Genomic DNA, 22,601 nt, shown 5'->3' with positions numbered 1-22,601 from the left:
CATGAGCACAAAAACAGTTTCGAATCGCAACGATCCTGTAATCGAAGATCGCGATCAGCTGATTGCCGCAATGGCCAAGGGCGAAAAGCCCAAGGACCGTTGGCGCATTGGCACCGAGCATGAGAAATTCGTCTATTGCACAGGCGACCATCATGCGCCTTCCTATGACGAAACCGGTGGCATCCGCGATCTGCTGATGGCTATGACCGAATTTGGCTGGGAACCGGTTTATGAGGGCGAGAATGTGATCGCGCTCAAAGGTGCCGACGGCGCGGTCAGCCTTGAGCCTGCAGGTCAACTCGAACTGTCGGGCGCACCGCTTGAAAACCTGCACCAAACTTGCGCCGAAACCGGCCGCCACCTGCAACAGGTGAAAGCCATCGGCGACAAGACCGGAAAGGCCTTTTTGGGGCTTGGCCTGTGGCCCGACAAAAAGCGTTCGGATCTGCCCATCATGCCCAAGGGGCGCTATGAAATCATGCTGCGCCATATGCCGCGCGTCGGCTCAATGGGCCTCGACATGATGCTGCGCACCTGCACCATCCAGGTCAATCTCGACTATTCGAGTGAAACCGATATGGCGCACAAGTTCCGTACCTCGTTGGCGCTGCAGCCGCTGGCGACCGCGCTGTTTGCCAATTCACCCTTCCTTGAGGGCAAGCCCAATGGTTTCCTCTCCTATCGCAGCCATATCTGGTCCGATACCGATCCGGCACGCACCGGCATGCTGCCCTTCGTGTTCGAAGACGGTTTCGGCTATGAACGCTATGCCGATTACATGCTCGATGTGCCAATGTACTTCGTCTATCGCGACGGCAAATATATCGATGCCTCAGGCCTCAATTTCCGCGACTTCCTGAAGGGCGAGCTTTCGGTTCTGCCGGGTGAAAAACCGACCGCGTCCGACTGGGAAGACCATATGTCGACCGCTTTCCCGGAAGTTCGGCTGAAGAGCTTCCTCGAAATGCGCGGAGCCGATGGTGGCCCGTGGAGCAAGATTTGTGCGCTGCCGGCTTTTTGGGTCGGGCTACTCTACGACCAGTCGGCGCTTGATGCGGCATGGGATGAGGTCAAACATTGGACGATGGAGGAACGCGAACTGCTCCGCTCTTCAGTCCCAAAAATGGGTCTCGATGCACCCATTGGCGGCGGCGGAAAACTGCGCGATATTGCTGGTCGAATCGTCGAAATCGCTTCGGCAGGCCTGACCGCGCGCAACCGCCTTAATAGCGGCGGCGACAATGAAAGCGGGTTCCTCGATCCGCTGCGGGAGGTCGTCGCTAGCGGCAAAACGCCCGCCGAAGTATTGCTCGACAAATACACGCACGAATGGGGCGGTGACATCTCGCGCATCTATGACGAGATGAGCTTTTAAGCCCCGACAACCACTGTAACATGGTTGCAACACTGACAGGGAAACCGCCGCGAAAGCGGCGGCTTTCCTTGACCCAGCGTGCAATCGCACTAAGGGCGAGGCGGGTTTAACAAGGGGGCAGAACCCCGAAATTTCCATCTCTCAACCATGTTTTCAGGGAGCATAGCCATAATGCGTACCTTTGCCACTTCGTTCGTTGCTATTGCCATTGCAACCACATCCTTTGCCGCACCTGCGTTCGCGCAAGACGAGGCCGCCGCTGATGAAGGCCTGGGCGAAATCGTCGTCACCGCGCAGCGTCGCGAAGAAAATCTGCAGGACGTGCCGCTTTCAGTCGACGTCGTGTCGGGTGACAAGCTCGCTGCGATCAATTCGGGCGGCGGCGATATTCGTGCCCTCGCTGGCCGCGTTCCCAGCTTGAACATCGAAAGCTCCTTCGGTCGTACCTTCCCGCGTTTCTACATCCGCGGCCTTGGTAACACCGACTTCGACCTGAATGCATCGCAGCCGGTCAGCCTGGTCTATGACGATGTTGTTCTCGAAAACCCGATTCTCAAGGGTTTCCCGGTATTTGACGTCGCGCGCGTCGAAGTGCTGCGTGGTCCACAGGGCACCTTATTTGGCCGCAACACGCCCGCAGGCATCGTCAAATTCGAAAGCGCTCGTCCAGATTCAACCTCCAACTATCTCAAGGGCAGCTTCGGTCGCTTCAACTCGCTTGCGCTCGAAACCGGCGTGGGTGGCCAGGTGAGCGACAGCCTGTCGGCACGTGTTTCGGGCCAGTATCAGCGCCGCAGCGACTGGGTCGACAATATTGCCGAACCCGGCAAGAACAACCTCGAAGGCTATAGCGATATCGCGCTGCGCGGCCAGTTGCAGTTCGCACCGACCGAAGACATCAAGCTCCGCGTCGCAGGCCAGTATCGCGATTTCAAGGGCACCGCCCGCGTCTTCCGCGCCAACATGTTTGTCCCTGGCAGCAACGATTTGAGCGGTGTTGGCGGCGTCGGCAGCGATTTCGAACGCGACAAGGTCTGGACCGACGGCATCAACTTCCAGCGATTGAAGCTTGCCAGCATTTCGAGCACGCTCGAATGGGATCTTGGCCCTGCAACGCTGACCTCGGTCACCGCATGGTGGATGGGCAAATATCGCAGCCGCGGCGACATTGACGGTGGCTTTGGTGCAGCTTTCCTTCCCGTCTCTGGCCCGGGCTTCATTCCCTTCCCTGCACAATCGCGTGACGACGTGCCCGATCTCGATCAGGTAACGCAAGAAGTCCGCCTTTCCTCAAACAATGACGAAGGTCTGAAATGGCAGGCAGGCGTTTTCTACTTTGACGAAGATCTGGCCATCGCTTCCTACAATTACGACAATCCGCAGGATACCAACGAGTCTGTCACCGCACTTCAGCAGCAGAACTCCAAGGCTTGGGGCGTTTTCGGCAGCCTGACCTATCCGGTGAGTGAGCAATTGTCGCTGACCGCTGGCATCCGCTACAACAATGACAAACGCCGCCTTGATGTCGGTCGCACCGGCTTCTTTGGTGCTATTGGCACCGGCTTTGCTCGCGTCAAGGACGACAACCTGACCTGGGATCTGAGCGCAACCTACGAAGCAAGCGACGATATCAACCTCTACGCCCGCGTCGCAAAAGGCTATCGCGCGCCGTCGATTCAGGGCCGTGCATTGTTCGTCTTCACGACCGTTCAGGACGCAATCAGCACTGCAGATTCGGAGACCATCCTGTCTTTCGAGGGTGGCGTGAAGGCGAATCTGGGTGGTCGTTCGCGCTTCAACCTGTCGGTCTTCAAATATGACCTTAAAGACGCGCAGCTCACCGCCGTCGGCGGTGCCAGCAATGCGGCCAAGCTGATCAACGCAGACAAGGTCGATGGCTATGGCTTCGAAGCCGAATTCGAAACCCGCCCGGTCGACAATCTGGTGCTGACCGCTGGCCTCAGCTACAACCGCGCCAAGATTGACGACCCCAATGCCTTCATCACCGGCTGCGGTGGCGGCTGCACCGTCACCGATCCGGTGCGCCCTGGCAGCCCGGGCATCTACTCGATCGACGGCAACCAGCTGCCCCAGGCCCCCAAATGGTCGGCCAACTGGACCGCAGGTTATGGCATCCCCGTCGGCACCGGTAGCGGCGAAGTCTATGTCTTCACCGACTGGGCCTATCGTTCGAAGGTCAACTTCTTCCTCTACACTTCGGAAGAATTCAACGATGACCACATGCTCGAAGGCGGCCTGCGCGCGGGCTATCGCAGCGACCGTATCGACATCGCTGCCTTTGTCCGCAACATCACCAACGATGTGTCGGCCGTGGGCGGCATCGATTTCAACAACCTGACCGGTTTCGTCAACGAGCCGCGTATCTGGGGACTGGAACTCGGCCTGAAATTCTAGTTCCGGAAGTTCCGGTTTGAGCAAAGGGGCGGTCATACAACGGTGTGGCCGCCCCTTTTGCTTTTGCGTACGACGATGCTTTGTCGCGATTTCAATTCTCTAGCATCCGATGATTGCATCTGATCGGGAATCGCTTTAAGGGCGCTGGTCTTCGCTTTGGCGGAACCGCAGGAGTTTAGCTCAGTTGGTAGAGCATCGGTCTCCAAAACCGAGGGTCGTGGGTTCGAGTCCCCCAACTCCTGCCATTTCTTCCTTGGCACCATTTTTCGCTTGAACCTAGCCCCAAGCCTATTCACACAGCTGTAAACAACGCTGTGTGAGGAGAGTGGCGTGACCGAAAGCATCGGCGCAACAGCCGAGGGCGAAGGCGCGGAAATCACTGGCAGAACTGCCGCTTATTACTCCGCCAGCGTCGGCCCGATAGCGATCATGGGGCTGCCGCTCTCGATATACCTACCGCCCTATATCAGCGAAGGTGGCGTGGTGGCCGTGGCGCTGGTCGGGCTGATGTTTTCGATTAGCACGCTGTGGGACGGTATTGTCGATCCACTGATCGGGACAATGATCGACCGCAAATCAAGGGGCGAAGCCCCGCATCGCCGCTGGATGGCGGGTGCTGCGCTTCCGCTAGTCCTGCTCCTCGCATTGCTGGTTACAATTGGCGACCGGCTGCACTTCTGGGCGCTGCTGCCGCTGCTTTTGCTCTATTATTCGTGCTACAGCCTGTTCGACGTTGCCCATCTCGCCTGGGGATCGGCGCTGTCCAATGGCCGGTCAGAGGTGAGTGCGCGGCTGTTCGGGGCGCGCGAATACGCCGCCAAATTCGTCCTCGTGATTGCCTTTGCCGCACCTGCGCTCGCACAATTCCTTTTCCCCGACATCAGCCTGCAGGGCCGTATTATCGCCTATGTCAGTCTGGTCGCTATCGCCATGCCGCTGGCGCTGCTCGCCAACCGCAAGGTACCGGCGCGCCCGGTGATCGTCGAACCCGGTTTCGGCTGGCGGCGCGAGTTGAAACTGTCGATGCAATCACCCTCCTTGCTGCTCATTATGATGGTCCACTTTCTCAACGCCTTTGCCTTCGGGGCGATGGCGTCGACTTACATCTTCTTTGCCGAAGCCTATCTGCGGCTCGATCAATATGGCTCGCTGCTGTTGTTCCTCACCTTTGTCGGCGGAGCGATTACGACGCCGCTTTGGGTCTATGCAGCCCGCAAACTGGGCAAGCCCAAGGGCATGATTCTGATGTGCGCAACACTAGTCATTCTGCTGATCGGCGGGATGCAGTTGCCGCTCCCCGGGCAATTGCTGCCGTCTGCGGCCTTCACGATCACCCTCGGTGGCGCCTTCATGGGTTTGATCTTCATTTTCGGGATGATTGCCGATTATGCCCCTGTCGACGCGCAGATTTGCGGGCGTGACCGCACGGCGTTCATCTTCGCGACCGGAAATTTGATGCAGAAATTGGGCAATGCCTCGGCACTTGCGCTTTCCTATTGGCTTTTGGGACAGTTCGGTTTTGATCCGGAACACGCGCAAGAGCATGGCGAACTGGTGCGCAATATCTGGGCGGGCCTGCCGATTGCAGCTTGGGGGCTTGCAGCTACTGTCGCGCTGTTCCTTGTCCGCCAGCCTTGGGCGCAAGTGCGTCAGTTGCCGCTTCCCCAAAAGCCACTGGCAGGTTAGGCTGCGGCCATGGAGAGCGAGAACTGGCAAGAGTCGATAGCCGATCCGGCCCACTTTGCGAAGCTGCGTGTGCAATATGATCGCGACGGGTATCTGATATTCCCGTCGGTGCTTGACGCTGAAAAGGTGGCTACCTTGCGAGCAGAGCTTGCTCCGTATCTCGACCAGAACTTAGCCGGCCGCAATGATTTCGAAGGGCTGAAGACCAACCGTGTCTATGCGATGCTCGCCAAATCACCGCTCTTTGCAGACCTTGCCATCCATCCGCTGGTGCTGGCCTTTGCCGAGGCTGAGTTAGGCCGTGAATGCCTGCTCTCCGCCTGCCTTGCCATCAACATCCATCCGGGCGAAACGGTGCAGCCCTGGCATTATGACGACAGCCATTTCCGCCTGCCACGCCCGCGGGAGTCACTGGGGCTCAGTGCTTTCTGGACGATCGATGAGACCACGGAGGAAAATGGCGCGACAGAAATCCTTCCAGGCAGCCACCTCTGGCCCGAGCAGCAAATAGAAGGCGGCAACACCTTCTCGACATTCAAAGATCGAACCGAAAAGAGTCAGGATGACGACCCCGGCGCGCGGCCCGATGCCGTCAAAGCGGTAATGCCCGCAGGCTCACTGATGATCGCAAAGGGCACGCTGTGGCATCGCGGCGGCGCGAACCGTTCGAACCAGCCGCGCCTCATCATCACCCCGCAATATTGCCCCGGTTGGACGCGCACGCTGGAGAATATGAGCCTCGCCGTTCCGCCGGAAATTGCCGCGACGTTGCCAGCGCGGGCGCGTGAACTGATCGGTTACTCGATCCACCCGCCTTTCATGGGCTATGTCGACGGCATGCACCCCGCGCGGCGGCTTCCGCAATGATCGCCGTGCCTATTTAAGCTTGAGCGCCGTCAGCACATCTGCCCATGCGACATATTTGAAGTTCTGGGTTTCAGGGGCGTTATCGCCATCCTGCACGACGAACAGGCCGCCCGGATAATCCGGCCCGAGATCGCCCAGCACCAGTTCCAGCCCATCAGTTTCCTGCACACTATCGACGCTGCCGTCCGCAATGCGGAAGCGACCGAGATAGCGGCCATCCTTCAGCCGGTAGAGCGCATAGGCATAGTCGCCCTGGCTTGAAGCGATCAGATAGCCGCCACTTTTGCCTGACGGCGCAATGGCCAGTCCTTCGGCATCGGCGACCAGACTTTTGCCGTCGGCGCGGCCCAGTCTTTTGGGCTTTTTCGAACCATTGGGACGCGCATCGAAGCGCCAAAGGCCGACATCTTCCTCTGCCACATAAAGCAGGCCGGTGCGATCATCGACCACGCAGCCCTCGGATTGCGTACCCAGCTTCATGCTACGCACCACCTTGCCCGTGGGAGTTGGGCCAACAAGATTGAGCTCGACCTGATCGATACGGCCGTCCTTGAGTACAAGAAATGCGTAGACCCGACCGTCGCCTTTGCGCTGCCACAGACACATGCCATAGGCCTCGCCCGGCCCGACGGGCAGGTTGGCAAGCGGAACCAGTTTGCGCGCGGTTGTATCGAGCGTGAACAGCGCGGCTGCGGCGTTCGCCTCGTCACGCCGGTCACTGGCCACAACCAGAACCGACGACCGGCCATTCACGGCCACATTGGCGCGGAGATCGACATTGTTGAGCCGCGGCGAGGGTGTGAAAGACACTGCCTTGCCCGTCATATCGAATACATGGATGCCGGCTTTCTTGTCGGTCCCGACCACTAGGCTTTTCGCCGGATCGCTCGGGTGCCGCCAGATAGCCGGATCATCCGCCGCGTCATCGGCTGTACCAACAGGCGTGGTTTCCGCCCGCGCCCGCACCGACTTGGCGGGCAGCGCCTTCGCCATCAACTGTTCGACCGGGATTTCAACCCCGTCCTGTGCTGCAGCCAGACTGGCTGCAGCTAGGACGACGAGCGCGGGTAACAGCCTTGCCATCAGAATGTGAATCGGACGCCGCCGGTGAAACGCCGACCGAAGCGCTCCCATTCAATGGTATAGTTACCGTTACGCTGCGTCGGAACGCCCAGCGCGTTCAACAGGTTCGACGGATCGGAATAGCGGCGGCCGGGGTTGTCGAGCAGGTTGGAGGCATCAAAATAGACCTCCAGCCCCTTCATCACCTCGTAGCGCGCCGAGAAGTCGAGCTCGTCATCACCTGCCCAATAGGTGTCGCCTGCATCGGCAAGATTGTCGGCAAAGCCATCCGCCCAGGTTGTGCGCATCTGATATTGCAGGCGCAGCGACAGGCCATATTTCTCATAATAGCCGCCGATATTGTACACGACTTCGGATGTACCGGGTAGCGGCACACGGCGCGACGGGACCAGCATCAGTCCTGCATTGTCGAGGATTGCCGGTTTGGTCACCTTGCTGTCGTTCCATGTGGCGTTGGCAGTGATGCCAAATCCGCCCATCCAGGCGGGCAGACCAAGCTGTTCAGTATAGGGTTCAAGCTGCGCCTGGAACGCGGCTTCGACACCGAAGATCCGACCCTTACCGCCGTTAGTAATGCCACTGAAGGCATAGCCAGAGCGGTCGACGCCACCAAAGTTTAGCGCGTCCGAACCAAAGCTGCGGCGTGATGTGTAGAGCACATCTTCTACCCGCTTGTAGAATGCGCCCAGCATGAAATAGCCCTGCGGCTGGGCATAATATTCGTAATAGGCATCGATGCCATAAGCGCGTTCGGGCTTCACGGCCGGATTGCCACCCGAAATACGCTGGTTGGCATCATCGACGACGACGTTGGGACGCATCTGATCATAATCTGCACGCGCCGCACCGCTGGTGAAACCTACGCGCAGCTTTTGTTCGTCCGTGACGTCAAAATTGACGTGCAAACTCGGGAAAGCCAGTGTGCTGTTGGTTTCAGTCTCGATCTCACCGGTTACTCCGGGGACTGTTGCCAGCGAACGGCCCTTATTGGTGACCTTTTCGACACGGACACCGCCGACAAGGCTGCCCCAGTCGAACTTGCTGTTTGCCATCAGGTAACCGGCAAGAATTTCCTCGCGGACAGTATAGTGGTTGCCGCTGACCGACGTGGACGCGAAAAGCTCGGCGGCCCGGTCGGTTGCGTCACGCATCGCATCTTGGCTGAAATAGCGGAAGGTGTAGCCCAAAGGAATATCACCGCGGAACGGAAGGTCCAGCGAGAAAGCCGGATAGGTCGTGCTGATCCCAACTGAGGCGAATTGTGCAGCCGTGTTCAGGTTAATCTCGCGTTCGCGATTGATCTTTGTGCGCTGGTCGTACTGGATTCCCGCGCGGATGGAACCTTCACCACCAAACAAGGCAAAGTCGCGCGCCAACTCTCCCTTGAAGGTGTAAGCCTTGGTTGGATCGACGGCAATCAGGCGGCGAAGCGAGGACAGCGGCTTAGTGAAACTGTCGATTGCGGTCACCGCTGTACCGGCAGTGTAGCGCGTCGGGCTGGATAGCTGATTGGTGGTGAACAGCTGAACCCGCGCCAGATTGGCGTTGGTGAAATCATATGCGACAGTCGGGCGCAAAGTGCGCGTAGACGGGCTGTCCCAGCGGGCTTCGCCAACTACAGAACGATCGTCTTTCGAAAGCGTGTAATTGGCGAGCCATTTGAAGCCCCAGTCGTCGCCAAAGCGATGCTTGCCTTCGATTGTATTGGTGAACACCGACTGGCGGAAGGCGCGCAGCGTAGACCGCTGGTTGATATCGACGCCGTAAACCGTGCCTTTGAACGGGCTGTTGTTGCAGGCATCGGCATAGGCCGTGTTGGTCGGCGTTGTCGTTACGGGCGCCGAGCATGCAGCGGTGTTGGCGACCAGATCACCCTGACGATCATCCATGTCGAAGATGTAATTGTCACGCGCCTCATCGTCGGTGAAGATGGTGTAGAGCGATCGCAGCGAGATCGTATTGTTTGCGTCGGGTCGGAAGTCGACCCGGCCCGATACCGACCAATTCTTGCGCGTCAGCCGATAGAGCTTGTTCTCGGTCTCGCGCGCCCAGAAACGGCTTTCATATCCCGGGCGACGATCTTGCGAGACCTGTTCCCAGTCAATCTCGAAATTGTCGGTGATCATGTTGCGCTCATAATAGCTGCCCGACAGCAGCACGCCGATCTCACCGACATTGGTGTCGAAAACATTCGAGATCGTCAACGAGCCTTCATATTCTTCGCGGCTGCCAAGTTCGACCTTGCCACCGCCCAGCTTGCCCGAAATACGGAAGCCATCATAATCGAGCGGTGAGCGGGTGATGATGTTGACATTGCCCGAGATGGTTTCACCTGGCATGTCGGGCGTCACCGCCTTTGATACGACTATCTGCGAGGCAAGCGCTGACGGGATGCTGTCAAAGCGTGCATCGCGGCCTTCAGGGCTGACGACATTGATGCCGTCAAACGACAAAGTGGTCCAGTAATTGGGCGCACCACGCAGCGAAAGATAGCGCGCCTGGCCCTGATCGCGTTCAACCGCAAGGCCGGGAAGGCGACCCGCGGCCTGCGCGATGTTCTGGTCGGGCAAACGGCCTACGGCATCTGATGCGACGACCGACACAAGTGAATCCGAATTCTTCTGGATCGCCAGGGCTGCCGCTTCAGACTCTGCGATCGGGCGGCTCGCGGTCACGATTATTGTGTCACCCTCGGCGACATCGCCCGGAATAGTGGCGTCCTGCGCTGCGGCAGATACCGTAATTGTGGCGGCACCGCAGAACAATGCAATGCGAATCGACTTCTGGATTTTCGACTGAATCACGACTTGGCCCCTTGTTTCAGAAATTTACAGGGCCGCTAGTCGGGCAATGTGAAAGCTTGACGATGATTCGGCGACACTTTGGTGACACAAATCCTGCAAATGGATTGTCGGGCGACCTCGGCATTCGCTAGGTGGCAGCTTCACGCTTGCGACTCCGCGAAATCGGCGCTAAAGGCCTAGTCTTTCCGAAATCGGAACCTATATCGCTCCCGGCCTCAAACCGAGAGCGATGGCGGCTATCCGGTGGGCGCGATTACAGGAAGCAAGCAAAATGGCAAAAACCAGCCCCGGTGAATTCATTCGTCAGGTGCGTGCCGAAATCGGCAAGGTCGTATGGCCGACCCGTCAGGAAACCACGCAAACCGCGATCATGGTGCTGATCATGACGATCATTCTTGCGGTCTTCTTCCTGGGCGTCGACGCCTTTTTCAACATGGTGGTCAAAGGACTGCTCAGCTTCGCGCAATAAGCGCACCTCTATTCTAACAGGCCGAAAGCCAAAAAAGGCGAAAGATTTACGACATGGCACGCTGGTACATCATCCACGCTTATTCGGGTTTTGAAAACAAGGTCCGCGACCAGATTGTCGCAGAAGCCGAGCGCAAAGGCCTTGCCGCGCTGGTTGAAGCTGTCGAAGTGCCGACCGAACAGGTCACCGAAGTCCGTCGTGGCAAAAAGGTGAAGGCAGAGCGCAAATTCTTCCCCGGTTACGTGCTGGCGAAGCTCAACATGAATGACGACGTCTACCACCTCGTCAAAAACACCCCCAAGGTGACCGGCTTCCTCGGCGCGAACAACAAACCGCAGCCAATCACCGAAGCCGAAGCCGCACGCATCCTGAACACCAAAGAAGAATTGGCAGCGGCACCCAAAAAGCGCGTATCGGTCGATTACGAAATTGGCGATCAGGTCAAGGTATTGGACGGTCCTTTCGCCAGCTTCAACGGCGTGGTCGAGGAACTGGATTTCGACAAGAACCGCGTCAAGGTTTCGGTCTCGATTTTCGGCCGCGCAACGCCGGTCGAGCTCGACTTCGAACAGGTCGAATTGATGAAATAATGGCCGTATCCGGCCATATTTCTCAAGCCACTAAAATGGCAAGGCGGCCATGACCGAACGGCCCCTTAGTCCTGAGGTTGCGGCGCGCGTAAAGCAGGCGCGGGCCTTGTTCGATTCGGTACCAGCAGAAGAGATGGTGCAAAGCGTCAGCCGTCTGCTCGACCTTGCACCCGACGAAGCGCCAGATGAATTCATCTTCCCCGCACTTCCCAATACCAGCCGGGCGCGCATTTTTGGCGGACAGGTTGTTGCACAATCCTTGATGGCCACAGCGCGTACTGTGGAGCCCGACAAGCAGATCCACTCGCTGCACGCCTATTTCCTGCGCGGCGGGCAGGAAACTGCGCCGTTGCATTTTCGCGTGCATCGCGATTTCGATGGCCGAAGTTTCTCCAACCGCCGTGTGGTGGTGCGTCAGGAAGGCAAGGTGATCTTCAATCTGACCGCGTCTTTCCAGACACCCGATCCGGGCCTTGCGCATCAGGTGCCGATGCCCGATCTGCTGCCGCCCGAAATGTGCTGGGACTTTACCGATTTCATCGCCGTGGGTACGAATATGGATGACCGGTTGCTGCACCAGATGGCTCGGCCGCGCCCCTTTGAGATGCGCAGCTTCCGACCCGCACCCAAGGAAAAAGCGACCCAGCATTACCAGTGGTTCCGTCTGCGTGGCTCGATCGGCGACGACCCGCTGTTAAATCGCGCCTTCCTGTCCTTTGCCTCGGACATGGGTTTGCTGTCGTCCTCAATGCTGCCCCACGGCCTCAACTGGACAACGCCGGGTCTGTTTTCGACCAGCCTTGACCATGCAATGTGGTTCCACAACGATGTGCGCGTCGATGACTGGTTCGTCTATGTGATGGACAGCGGTTGGACCGGAAATAGCCGCGGCATCAACCATGGCTATATCTACAACCGTGAAGGCACCCTGATTGCTTCCGTGGTGCAGGAAGGGCTGCTGCGGTACAAGCCCGCCGCCTGATGTGGATCGAGCATTCGAAAGTCTCGGTTTTCCGCTTTATTTTTGCGAGCAACTACGCTAACGGCCCGCCTTCGCTTGTCTTCAGGCAAGTGATTCCCGTGCGGGAGGATAGCTTTGACTATCTGGTTGACCGCTTAATTTGACCTGCTGGAGCCTTGGCGAAAGTGGGGAAAGAATGAAAGGAGGCCTCTCATGGCCAAGAAGATTGACGGCTATATCAGCCTGCAGGTGCCCGCGGGCGCCGCAACCCCCTCCCCGCCGATCGGCCCTGCGCTCGGTCAGCGTGGTGTGAACATCATGGAATTCTGCAAGGCGTTCAACGCCGCGACCAGTGAGCTTGAAAAGGGCACGCCGATCCCGACCAAGATCACCGTATTCTCGGACAAGAGCTTCACGTTCGCGACCAAATCGCCGCCGGCAACCTTCCTCATCAAGAAGGTCCTCGGCCTGAAGTCCGGTTCGAAGGAACCCGGCAAGGTGACCGCGGGCAAGATCACGCGCAAACAGCTTGAAGAAGTTGCAACGCTGAAGATGAAAGACCTGAACGCGAACGACATGGACGCTGCGGTCAAGATCATTGCAGGCTCGGCTACGGCCATGGGCCTCGAAGTGGTGGAGGGCTAAGATCATGGCAAAGCTGACCAAGAAGGCAAAGACCCTCGCCGCGCTCGACGCAGAAAAGCTCTATGGCGTTGATGAAGCGCTGAAGACCATCAAGGAACTGGCCACCGCCAAGTTTGACGAAACCATCGAAGTCGCGCTGAACCTCGGCGTTGACCCGCGCCACGCCGACCAGATGGTCCGTGGCATGGTTTCGCTGCCTGCCGGAACAGGCAAAGACATGAAGGTCGCCGTGTTCGCACGTGGCGACAAGGCCGACGCAGCAACCGCTGCTGGAGCCGACAAGGTCGGTGCCGAAGACCTGATGGAAGATATGCAGGCCGGCAACCTGAACTATGACCGCGTGATCGCGACGCCCGACATGATGGGCATCGTCGGCCGCCTCGGCAAGGTGCTGGGACCCAAGGGCCTGATGCCGAACCCGAAGCTGGGCACCGTGACCATGGACGTCGCCGAAGCCGTCAAGGCTGCGAAGTCGGGTCAGGTTGAGTTCCGCGTTGAAAAGCAGGGCATCATCCACAGCGGTATCGGCAAGAAGAGCTTCTCCGACGCCGATCTACGCAAAAATTTCGACGCGCTGGTTGATGCCGTCGTCAAGTCCAAGCCTTCGGGCGCCAAGGGCAAATATCTGCGCAAGATCGCGATCAGCTCGACCATGGGCCCCGGCCTGAAGGTTGACGTCGCGGACGTCGCTGGCGCCTAAACCACCGCCATAACGAAATTGCGAAGGGCCGGAGGGAAACCTCTGGCCCTTTTGCTTTGCACATTGCCTTGGCCGCGCATAGTTTGGCCGCATGCCCATCTCGCGCCGAGCTTTAATAACCATGATGGCTGCGGCACCGACCGCAACCCGGGCTGCAACCCCCCGGTTTTTAAGCCGGAAGATAAGCGACATTCGCATTGTGCCGGGCATCGAAACCTTGCTGTCCAGCCGCCTCGGCCTGCTTGCGGGTAGACGCATCGGCCTGGTCACCAATCACACCGGGGTCGACCGTCAAGGCAGGCGTGATGTCAACCTATTGCGCGCAGCCAATATCGATGTGGGCGCTCTGTTTTCACCGGAGCACGGAATCGCTGGAATCGCTGCAGCGGGCGAAAAAGTCGGGCACGGGACTGACCTTACCACCGGGCTGCCGGTTTACAGCCTCTACGGCTCGACGCGTGAACCTACCGCAGAGATGCTGGCCGGTATCGATACGCTGGTCTTTGACATGCAGGATGTCGGAGCTCGCTTCTACACCTACCCGTCAACCCTGATGCTCATCCTGCGCGCCGCCGCGAAAGCGGCGATACCGGTAGTCGTGCTCGACCGGCCCAATCCGATGGGCGGCGAATTGGTGGAAGGGCCGCTTCTCGATCCGGCGCTCACGTCCTTTATCGGCATATTCGCTATGCCCGTTGTCCACGGAATGACGATGGGCGAATTAGCGAGAATGTTCGTTGCCGAACAAAAGCTGCCCGTCGACCTGACGGTCATACCGATGCGCGGCTGGTATCGGGGAATCGGGCAATTACATCCCGAACATATCCCCTGGATTGCCCCGTCTCCCAATATAAAATGGCGCTGGACGCCTTTGGTCTATCCGGGAACCGCTCTGTTCGAAGGGACAAATGTTTCGGAAGGGCGCGGCACAAAGCGGCCGTTCGAATATATCGGCGCCCCGTTCATTCATGGCGGTGAATTGTCAAAATATCTGAACGCGATGGGAATCGCCGGCACGAAATTCCACCCGAAGTCATTCACCCCGACCGAATCCAAATATGCCGGCAAATTGTGCGGCGGCGTGCAATTGCTGACGCCCGACCGCGCCAGCTTCCGCCCGTTCCGCACCGGCGTAGCCATGGTGAAGGCAGTTCATGATCTTTACCCGAAAAAGTTCAAATTTCTGGCTGGCACCCCCAGCCATTTCGATCGCCTCGCAGGGGTGAACTGGGTGCGTGAGGACATTATCGCAGGAAAGAGTATGGCGGAAATCGAAGCCAAATGGCACGCCGATGAGGCGGCCTTTCGCGAAACACGCAAGCCGTATCTGCTATACTAATCGCGGTGCAAACACGGTCAGCGCCGTATGACCTTAAGATCGGAAAAATAGGCGCGCGTGCCGTCGCCAATCCACAGTCCAAACCCGCCGTTACGGTTGGCGAATTTCAAGTCGTCTAACGACAATACTAACTGCCCATCTACAAAGGCCGACAAGCGGCTGCCGTCGATATCCAGCCGCAACCGGTGGCTGGTACCGGTTTTGACTGGAGCAGCGTTTTCATATTTTCCGGGGAAACGTTCGCGCGAAACCGGGAAATGGAAATCGGGATGCGCGATATACTGAATGGCCCGCACATTTCGCGGCGCAGGCGGAACAGGGTCATTGAGGGTTCCGTTGGTCATCCGCAGATAGACCGCCTCATAGCTGCCGTCCGACTCCGCGTGATGAAACATCAACCCGGCAAATCCACGTGCATCTGGTCCGCTTTTGCCATTCAGTTCGGCGGCAATGCTGACCTCGATTGTACCGTTATCCAGTACGTCGTTAAACAACATATAGGTCGGGCGGTTTCCGCCTGTTCCGGCAAGCTGCCGCGCCTGCTCTGCATCGGTCAGTTCCACCCGAAGGACCTGTCGACCCTCGCGAGCAACCAATTCCGTGTGAACATCATGCAGCGTATAAGCGGATGGGACGCCCGCCGTCGATATTTGCGAGCCCGTTTTCAGCGATGCGCAGGCGGGCAGCAGAAAGATTGCTGTGGCTGCAAAAAAATATCCAAATCTCATGACAGTCTGCCTCGTTCGTGGCTTTTGGGAAACAGCTTGAGGAGCATCAGCCGAAGCCGTGAATGGCTAAATTCAAAGCGGGTTATTATTTCTTTTTCTTCGGCGGCTTTGGCTGAAAGGTCGAAGGCCCCAGTGCCGACCCGGTTTTGACCATCGAGCAGGATTTCTTGCCCTTTTCCTTCTCGCAATTTTTGACAGCGGCTTTACCCGCACTTTCTTCGCTGCGGGCCGACCATCCGCCAAAAAGCGTGCCATCATCTGCCAGGGCGATCCCACCATAGCCGGTCTGAAAGGCATAGGCCCAGCAGCCGGGGGAGGCGCAGCTTGTGATTGCAGCTGCCCGCGCTTCGTTCCGGCGGGCATAAGCCCAGGAGTTCGCGCCAGCCCCGGTTAAGGCATCATAGGCGACCGCGCCAAAATACCAGTAATTCGCGTCGGAGGTGCTGCTGCCAGCCAGAACCGTGACACAATCGACCCCGCCCGACAGCGCGCATTGTTTCTCCGCATCGGCGCTGCTCTTCACGCTGATGCCGGTTACGCGGTCATCTTCGGAAATGGCAATCCACGCGAAATTCTCACCAAAACTCACCCAGGCGCAGGCATAACCGCACTGGCCTTTGACGTAATTTTCGGCTTCTCGGATGTCGTCATAATTCCATGCGGAAGTGTAGACGCGGGTCGACGGATTCAGCGCCAGCGCGCCATATTTCCAATAGCATTGTTCCTGATAAATGGGCTGGGGCGGGCCGTAGATGGGTTGGTTGTTATTGGGACCGCTGTAGCCGACAATCTGAGGTGGCGTTTCCCCGATCAGGACATTTTCGCAAATTTGCGAGGCGTGGGCAGCAGGTGAAATGGCCAGCCCGCACATCAGCAAAAGTGAACCCAGCACCCATCGCAGCAGCATTTGTGATTCCCAATTATGTCCAGCACTATCACTATCGGTGCGCATACATCGTTCATGCTAAGGATCTGCATTAGCAATCGTCAATGTAAACATTAGACTAGGTCGCTTTGCGCGTTGTGGGGACGCCCATCCAGTTTCGCACAAACCTGACACGCATCGCCCAATAAACCAGATAGGCGAGCGTCGCGAGCGAAGGTATCAGCAATATTGGGGACCCCTGCATGAAAGGAAACACATCGTCCTGCTGACCCAGAAACAGCGATGTTGCGGCCAAAAAATAGGCCGTAACCATGCGCCACAAATGCCGGGCGGTGCGCTGTCGCGGTTGCAGTTTGCCACGCCAGAACAGGTACAGGTCGAAAACCACAGAAAGCGCCGCCAGCCCCCCAAACACCCAAAAGCCGACATGCGACATGCTCTGAAAATTGCCGTCCGGTGCACGATAGGCTGCGATGCCGCCGTCGAGGAATAGCGCGGTGGCCAACAAGGCAAGCGGTAAAGAGGCTTTTTCAATCGGGCCAGCAGCCCCGTTCTTCGATCGCGCCGCGCTCCAGGAGGTCAGCACCAGATAGATGGTCCAGATGCCCGCTGTCATCGACAGCCGGTCGGGCTCCCAACTGGTGAGCAGCACCGCCGATGCCGCCATGCCGATCATTGTTCCAAAGTAAATCTGCCCCGCACGCTCATGCAAACCAGTCGCGCCCTTTCGGCTCGCCATTGCGACCAAACCAGAAACAAGCGCCGCCGCGCCCATTGCGATATGGGCTACAAGCAAAGGCGGGAACAATATATCAGTCGGCATCCGCGCTATGTAGTTTCTGCCTGCACCAAGCAAAGAAACCAAAATGTGCTAGAGCATTTGGCTATGCGGCTTTGCCCGATCCGGAACCGGTCGAACACACCAGAAACGCCAACCCCGCCCCGATGCACAGCTGCCAGGGGAAGGCGAGGCCCTTCATCGCTGGCGGTAGACCGAGGCTGTCGACAATGTAGTGCTGTTGCAGCAGGATCGCGACAAAGCCCACCGCGAGCGCCGCGATCACCGATCTAGTCGAGCCGCGCATGGTGAACAGCACCGTCGCATAGACGCCGAGCAGCCCAGAATAGGCAAAGGCCATCACGCCGAGCACGAATTCGAGCAAAGGCATGTCGGTATAGCGCTGCCAGTAAAAACAGAGGATCGACATCGCGAACAGCGCAAGCGCGAGCAGCAGCATCGCCCCGCGCCCGGCGTTGACATAATGGTGCTCGCTCACCTGCGCGCTATGCCGCTCCCTCCAAGGCCGGTAGAAGTCGCTCACCAGCACCGCCGACATCGAAATCAACCCCGAATTGATCGCCGCCGCCGCAATCACGCCGACGGTGATCAGCCCGCGCACCCCCGGCGGAATTTCGGAGAGGATGAAGGACATGAAAATGGTGATCTTCTCCCCCGAAAAGCCCTGCATCGCGCTGGCGTTCGCGCCCATCAGTTCGGGTCGTTCGTAGAAGATGTGGAGCAGCGAGCCGATGGCCATGAACAGCGCGACGACGGGGATCGTCATCCACATCGAAAGGTACAGCGCGCGGTTGCCCGTCTTGGCATCTTCGCAGGCAAGGAAGCGCTGGCTGGTATCCTGATCGAGCCCGGCATTGCCGATGTTGAGCAGCACCAGCCCGGTCAGGATCGCCCACACCGTAAAGGGCTTTGACCAGTCGAGCGACCAGTCGAACAGCCGCAATTTGTCAACACCCCCCGGCGCGTGGCGCAACCCTTCCCAGATCTCCGCCGCTGGTGCAGGGATACGGTTCCAGAGCAGCCAGAAGACAATCAGCGCGCCGCCGACATAGAGCACCACCTGCACCAGATCGCTCCAGATCACCGCATTGAGCCCGCCGAACAAAGTAAAGACAATACCGAACACCACCAGCACCGCAGAGGCGATCAAGATATGCTGCGGCTCGACATCGAGGAAGATGATCATCGAGACCGCAATTGCCGCGAGATAGAGCCGCGCCCCGCTCGCCAAGATCCGCCCGACCAGATACATCCCCGCCGCCGCGCGCCGCGCCGTCCGGTCAAAGCGCACCTCAAGCAGTTCGTAAACGGTGGTCACGCCGAGCGCATAGTATCGCGGGATCAGCAGCCGTGCGACAAACACCGCCGCGATGACCGCCGCGAAATTGCTGGTCAGATAACTCCAGTCCCCGCGAAAGCTATTGTCGGGCGCGCCGAGGAAGGTCGCGGCGGATTGCATCGTCGACAGCGCAGATATCGCCACCAGCCATGCAGGCGCATGGTGGCCCGCAAGGAAGTAATCCTCCGCCTTCGCCGGATTGCGCCGCGACGACCACCAGGCCGCGAGCGCGAGCAACGCGACATAGGCCCCGAGTACCGCCCAATCATATCCGGTATAAGCCAGCGGCATCCCGTCCCCCTTCCCCTCAACGGATCCGGCAACTTTTTGGATACCGTAGTGCTGAGCCTGTCGAAGCACGCCTTTCGGCCTAGCGCCAACCTGTGAGGCGCCCTTCGACAGGCTCAGGGCTACGGTGATGTTGCCACTAAATTAGGTTGGTGAAAGCCTATTGCGCCAGCAAAAGCAAGCGGTTGGAGGTCAGGACAGCGCCTTATACAGGCTGAACAGGCTGGTCGCGGTCAGCACGATACCCACCATCAACAGCAAGGTCTTGGGTGGCACGCGCTTCGCAATATAACCCCCCAAAGGCGCAGCCAGCAGCCCGCCGACCAGCAAGCCACCGGTCACCTGAGTAAACGCCTCAATCCCGATGGTGAACAGGAACATGGCAGAGACGGTGAAGGTCAGAAAAAATTCCGCGGTATTCACCGTGCCCACGGTCTTGCGCGGATCGGTGCCCTGAATGAGGAGGTTCGACGTGACCACCGGCCCCCAGCCGCCCCCGCCCGAAGCATCGAGGAAACCGCCGATCAGCCCCAGCGGCACCGTGACCTTCGCATCCTTTACTTTGGGCATTTGCGGGTAGGTGAGCGCCTTGTAGAGCAGGTAGAAACCCAGGCAGGTGAGGTAGAGCATCACCAGCGGCCGCGCGACATCGGCATGGATATTGGACAGCACATAGGCGCCCAGCGCTCCGCCAATCACCCCCGGTACCGCAATCCGCGCGAACAGTTTCCAGTCGACATTTTTGTGGAGAACATGGCTGATCCCCGAGGCACCTGTGGTGAACATCTCTACCAGATGCACACCCGCAGAGGCGCGCGCCGGGGCGACGCCCATCACGCTGACCAGCAAGGTCGAACAGATCACACCAAAGGCCATGCCCAGCGCGCCATCGACCAACTGCGCGGCAAAACCGATCGCAATGAAGGGCGCGATAGCCGAAAGATCGATGCTGTTTAGGAATTCAATCATCTGGCTCGCACCTTTTCGACTTCAGTTCCTTCTGCATATCCGGTCTCGTAAGATTCCACCATAGCTCACCCCCTCCAGAATTGTTTCGGCCAATTAAGCTGTGCTTTACCGCCGGGCATTGGAATCACCCCAGCAACTAGGCATCAGAAGCTCAGTTTCACCGTTGCGCCCACGGTTCGCGGATCACCCAACTGGCCAGCAACAAGCCCAACGTTACTCGGCGCAACCTGAAGCAATTCGAAATAGTTTACATCGAACACATTGCGGACCCATCCGTAGATTTCGAAATTGTCAGAACGGAAGCCAACGCGGTAATTGGACAGCGCATAGCCCTCGATATTGGTATAAATCGACGGCGACGGGTTGGATGAAAAGCCCGAACGGTAATTGCCGTCGAACCCGACATAGAGTTGGCCCTCGGTGGCGAACAAAGTCAGCGGTGTATTGACTTCGGCTCCGTACGAGATTGCCCATTTCGAAACGCCGGGAAGCCGCTGGCCGGAAATGTCGCAGTTGGCCGGGCTGAACCCACCTGCAGTCCCCGGGGGGCTTGGCGGATTGGCTGCCGTAGCGGTGGTGCCGCCTGCAAGTTCTGGCGGGCAAGGCGCGTCAACAAAGCGGACATATTTTGCATCGGTGTAAGCAGCATTGGCGTAGGCGCTGAAACGATCACTCGGCCGGATTTTGAGGTCTGCCTCAAGACCCTGCGAACGGACCTTGCCTGCATTGGCAAGATAGCCGCGCAAAACGCCCAACTGGCCGTTGGTCACCGTTGCCTGATAATTTTTGATGTCCGTGCGAAACGCCGCGAGGTTGAACGTGGCCTTGCGGTCCCAAAGCTGGGTTTTGAGTCCTACCTCAAAATGGTTGACGGATTCGGGCTTGATCACGCCCGCGGCTAGGATCGGATTGCCCGCAGCATCGGTGGGAAGGCCGTTCTGGTTGATACCCACCGTCTTGAAACTCTTCGCATAGGTTGCGTAAGCGAGCACGTCTTCGGCCAGCTTGTAGTTGACGTTGAGGTCGTAACTGAAATTCCAGTCCGATACCGACGGCGCGCTCAATTGAGGCTGATAAACCCCGCATTGTGCCGCCCTGATCGAGCCTGCAGGCGGCGCCGGGTTGAAGCAGGAAATTTCGACCCCCGCACCGTCGACTACCCGGCGCTGATAGAAGCCTTCTTTCTTATCATAGTTGATGCGAATGCCCGGCTGAATCGTCAAAGCATCGGTAATCTTCCAGCTCAACTGCCCGAACAGAGCGGCGCTCGTACTCTTCAGATATTGGGTATTCAACGCGGTCAAACCGTTCAGAACAGCGGGGTTGTTTGCAAGCGCGCCGGTCAGGTTCCAGCGACTGGCATTGATGCCTTGCTGTTCAACACCTTGCGTGTCGATACGCTGCTTGAAACCAAACACACCGACGACGAAGTCGATAGCGTCACCCGAATAGTTATAGCGGAATTCCTGACTATACTGGTTCTGTTGCGACGGGTTTTGCGACTTGGCAACGATCGACAGGCCGGTGAAGTCACGGTCATTTTCAGGCTTCCAGTCCCAAAAGCGCCATGCACTGATCGAGGTGAATGTGCCGGGACCAACATCCCATTTGACCTTGAACGACGCACCACCGATCTTGTTGCCCGCATTCAGGCTGGCATCAATATCCGTCAGGCGGTCGAAGGGATTGCGGCTGACGACGCTATATCCCTGCGCAGCGGCCAGCGCTTCATACTGCCGTGCAAGAGCGCGTTGCGTGCGCCCCACACGAACGAACACGGTGCCGCAGCATTCCGGGTTCTGCTTGCTATAGTCGCCAGACAGTGTGACACTCAGATCGTCGTTCGGCTGAAACAATAACGTGCCACGAAGGCCGAGATTGTCCTGTTCGTTGATATAGCGATCGCTGGTGACGTTGAATATTGTGCCGCGGCGGCTGGTGGTTGCAACCGCGATTCGTGCCGCGATCGTGTCTGACAAGGGACCCGAGATCGCTGCCTTGGCCTGCCTGAAATTCAAATTGCCAACGGTAACCTCGGCCCGGCCTTCGAAATCGAATGTCGGCTGGTTGGTTGTGATGTTGATCGCGCCGGCGGTCGTATTCTTGCCATAGAGGGTCCCTTGCGGCCCGCGCAGTACCTCAACCTGTTCGACGTCGAGGAAATCGAACGTCGCAGCGGCAACGCGTGCATTGTAAACATCGTCGACATAAATGCCGACGCCTTGTTCGAATCCGTCACTGGTCAGCCCGTATGGTACGCCGAGCCCACGAATGTTGACCGCCGTGTTGCGCGGATTGGAGGTATAGACCTGCAGGGTCGGGGCAAGCTGCTGAAGCTTGACGACGTTGAAGTTGCCAGTGGATTCGACGCTGTCTCCCCGGATTACCGAGATGGCGAGCGGCACTTCTTGAGCTGTTTCCTGACGACGGCGGGCGGTAACGATGATGACATCGCCCCGGCTGGTTTCTTCGCCATCTTGCGCAGCAGGGGCATTTCCATTGTCTGCGACATCACCGCCAGCTTCAGAATTGCCTGCATTTTCGGATGTCTCGGCAAAGGCCGTCTGGGCGTAAAGAGAGGCCCAGATTAGGGCAATGGCGGCCGTAGCCGTTTTGGTAGATCGGTGCATGTTCCAGTCCTGTCATGGAATGAGTTTG

The 22,601-nt window shown here is 58.3% G+C and carries 18 protein-coding genes and 1 tRNA gene; 11 read left to right on the top strand and 8 right to left on the bottom strand.

All coding sequences use genetic code 11. From position 1 onward, the window contains the following. The first annotated feature begins 1 nt into the window (after position 1). From DXH95_RS11880 to DXH95_RS11860, 5 genes are all read left to right on the top strand, one after another. A complete protein-coding gene (locus DXH95_RS11880; RefSeq protein ID WP_115549749.1) occupies positions 2-1,375 on the top strand; it encodes a glutamate--cysteine ligase in 1,374 nt (457 codons plus the stop codon). Positions 1,376-1,546: 171 nt separating this feature from the next. Continuing rightward, complete coding sequence (locus DXH95_RS11875; protein ID WP_115550162.1) at positions 1,547-3,790, top strand: TonB-dependent receptor; 2,244 nt, start codon at positions 1,547-1,549, stop codon at positions 3,788-3,790. A gap of 169 nt (positions 3,791-3,959) precedes the next feature. After that, positions 3,960-4,035, top strand: a tRNA-Trp gene (locus DXH95_RS11870). An 85-nt stretch (positions 4,036-4,120) separates the two neighbouring features. Then, complete coding sequence (locus DXH95_RS11865; RefSeq protein ID WP_115549748.1) at positions 4,121-5,476, top strand: MFS transporter; 1,356 nt, start codon at positions 4,121-4,123, stop codon at positions 5,474-5,476. Positions 5,477-5,485: 9 nt separating this feature from the next. Continuing rightward, positions 5,486-6,343: a phytanoyl-CoA dioxygenase family protein gene (locus DXH95_RS11860; protein WP_115549747.1), complete on the top strand. Its 858-nt coding sequence runs from the start codon at positions 5,486-5,488 to the stop codon at positions 6,341-6,343. Between the two features lie 9 nt (positions 6,344-6,352). Here the strand turns inward: DXH95_RS11860 and DXH95_RS11855 are convergent, their stop codons facing one another. Together DXH95_RS11855 and DXH95_RS11850 are read right to left on the bottom strand one after the other, a co-directional pair. Next, on the bottom strand, positions 6,353-7,426 hold the full coding sequence (locus DXH95_RS11855; RefSeq protein ID WP_115549746.1) for a phytase: 1,074 nt from the start codon (positions 7,424-7,426) through the stop codon (positions 6,353-6,355). Beyond that, the gene (locus tag DXH95_RS11850; protein ID WP_239016631.1) at positions 7,426-10,230 is read right to left on the bottom strand and encodes a TonB-dependent receptor; all 2,805 of its coding nucleotides are present in this window, start codon (positions 10,228-10,230) and stop codon (positions 7,426-7,428) included. The genes DXH95_RS11855 and DXH95_RS11850 overlap by 1 nt, the downstream gene beginning before the upstream one ends. 271 nt (positions 10,231-10,501) lie before the next feature. On the opposite strand from DXH95_RS11850, the gene secE reads away from it, so the two are divergent. The 6 genes from secE to DXH95_RS11820 all read left to right on the top strand — a co-directional run bounded on the left by secE (position 10,502) and on the right by DXH95_RS11820 (position 14,934). Then, complete coding sequence (gene secE / locus DXH95_RS11845; RefSeq protein ID WP_115550160.1) at positions 10,502-10,699, top strand: preprotein translocase subunit SecE; 198 nt, start codon at positions 10,502-10,504, stop codon at positions 10,697-10,699. 53 nt (positions 10,700-10,752) lie between these two features. After that, positions 10,753-11,289: a transcription termination/antitermination protein NusG gene (gene nusG, locus DXH95_RS11840; protein ID WP_115549745.1), complete on the top strand. Its 537-nt coding sequence runs from the start codon at positions 10,753-10,755 to the stop codon at positions 11,287-11,289. A 49-nt stretch (positions 11,290-11,338) separates the two neighbouring features. Then, on the top strand, positions 11,339-12,271 hold the full coding sequence (locus tag DXH95_RS11835; RefSeq protein ID WP_115549744.1) for an acyl-CoA thioesterase: 933 nt from the start codon (positions 11,339-11,341) through the stop codon (positions 12,269-12,271). Between the two features lie 192 nt (positions 12,272-12,463). Next, a complete protein-coding gene (rplK, locus tag DXH95_RS11830) occupies positions 12,464-12,895 on the top strand; it encodes a 50S ribosomal protein L11 (RefSeq protein ID WP_115549743.1) in 432 nt (143 codons plus the stop codon). 4 nt (positions 12,896-12,899) lie between these two features. Continuing rightward, a complete protein-coding gene (gene rplA / locus DXH95_RS11825) occupies positions 12,900-13,595 on the top strand; it encodes a 50S ribosomal protein L1 (protein ID WP_115549742.1) in 696 nt (231 codons plus the stop codon). A gap of 121 nt (positions 13,596-13,716) precedes the next feature. Further along, positions 13,717-14,934 (top strand): exo-beta-N-acetylmuramidase NamZ family protein, encoded by a 1,218-nt coding sequence (locus DXH95_RS11820; RefSeq protein WP_181883664.1) that lies wholly within the window; start codon positions 13,717-13,719, stop codon positions 14,932-14,934. A gap of 17 nt (positions 14,935-14,951) precedes the next feature. Here the strand turns inward: DXH95_RS11820 and DXH95_RS11815 are convergent, their stop codons facing one another. From DXH95_RS11815 to DXH95_RS11790, 6 genes are all read right to left on the bottom strand, one after another. After that, the gene (locus tag DXH95_RS11815) at positions 14,952-15,662 is read right to left on the bottom strand and encodes a hypothetical protein (RefSeq protein ID WP_115549740.1); all 711 of its coding nucleotides are present in this window, start codon (positions 15,660-15,662) and stop codon (positions 14,952-14,954) included. Positions 15,663-15,747: 85 nt separating this feature from the next. After that, complete coding sequence (locus DXH95_RS11810) at positions 15,748-16,569, bottom strand: DUF4189 domain-containing protein (protein WP_181883663.1); 822 nt, start codon at positions 16,567-16,569, stop codon at positions 15,748-15,750. Positions 16,570-16,666: 97 nt separating this feature from the next. Then, positions 16,667-17,371: a DUF2306 domain-containing protein gene (locus DXH95_RS11805; protein ID WP_115549738.1), complete on the bottom strand. Its 705-nt coding sequence runs from the start codon at positions 17,369-17,371 to the stop codon at positions 16,667-16,669. 61 nt (positions 17,372-17,432) lie between these two features. Further along, positions 17,433-18,977: a sodium:solute symporter gene (locus DXH95_RS11800; protein WP_115549737.1), complete on the bottom strand. Its 1,545-nt coding sequence runs from the start codon at positions 18,975-18,977 to the stop codon at positions 17,433-17,435. A gap of 189 nt (positions 18,978-19,166) precedes the next feature. Then, entirely contained in the window at positions 19,167-19,943 is a 777-nt protein-coding gene (locus DXH95_RS11795) for a sulfite exporter TauE/SafE family protein (RefSeq protein WP_115549736.1), read from the bottom strand. A 143-nt stretch (positions 19,944-20,086) separates the two neighbouring features. After that, a complete protein-coding gene (locus tag DXH95_RS11790; RefSeq protein WP_115549735.1) occupies positions 20,087-22,573 on the bottom strand; it encodes a TonB-dependent receptor in 2,487 nt (828 codons plus the stop codon). Between the last annotated feature and the right edge of the window lie 28 nt (positions 22,574-22,601).

It is taken from the genome of Sphingorhabdus pulchriflava, assembly GCF_003367235.1.
Classification (GTDB): Bacteria; Pseudomonadota; Alphaproteobacteria; order Sphingomonadales; family Sphingomonadaceae; genus Sphingorhabdus_B; species Sphingorhabdus_B pulchriflava.
Note: the sequence above shows the minus strand (reverse complement) of the source record. Positions and strands in the feature narration are given on the sequence as shown.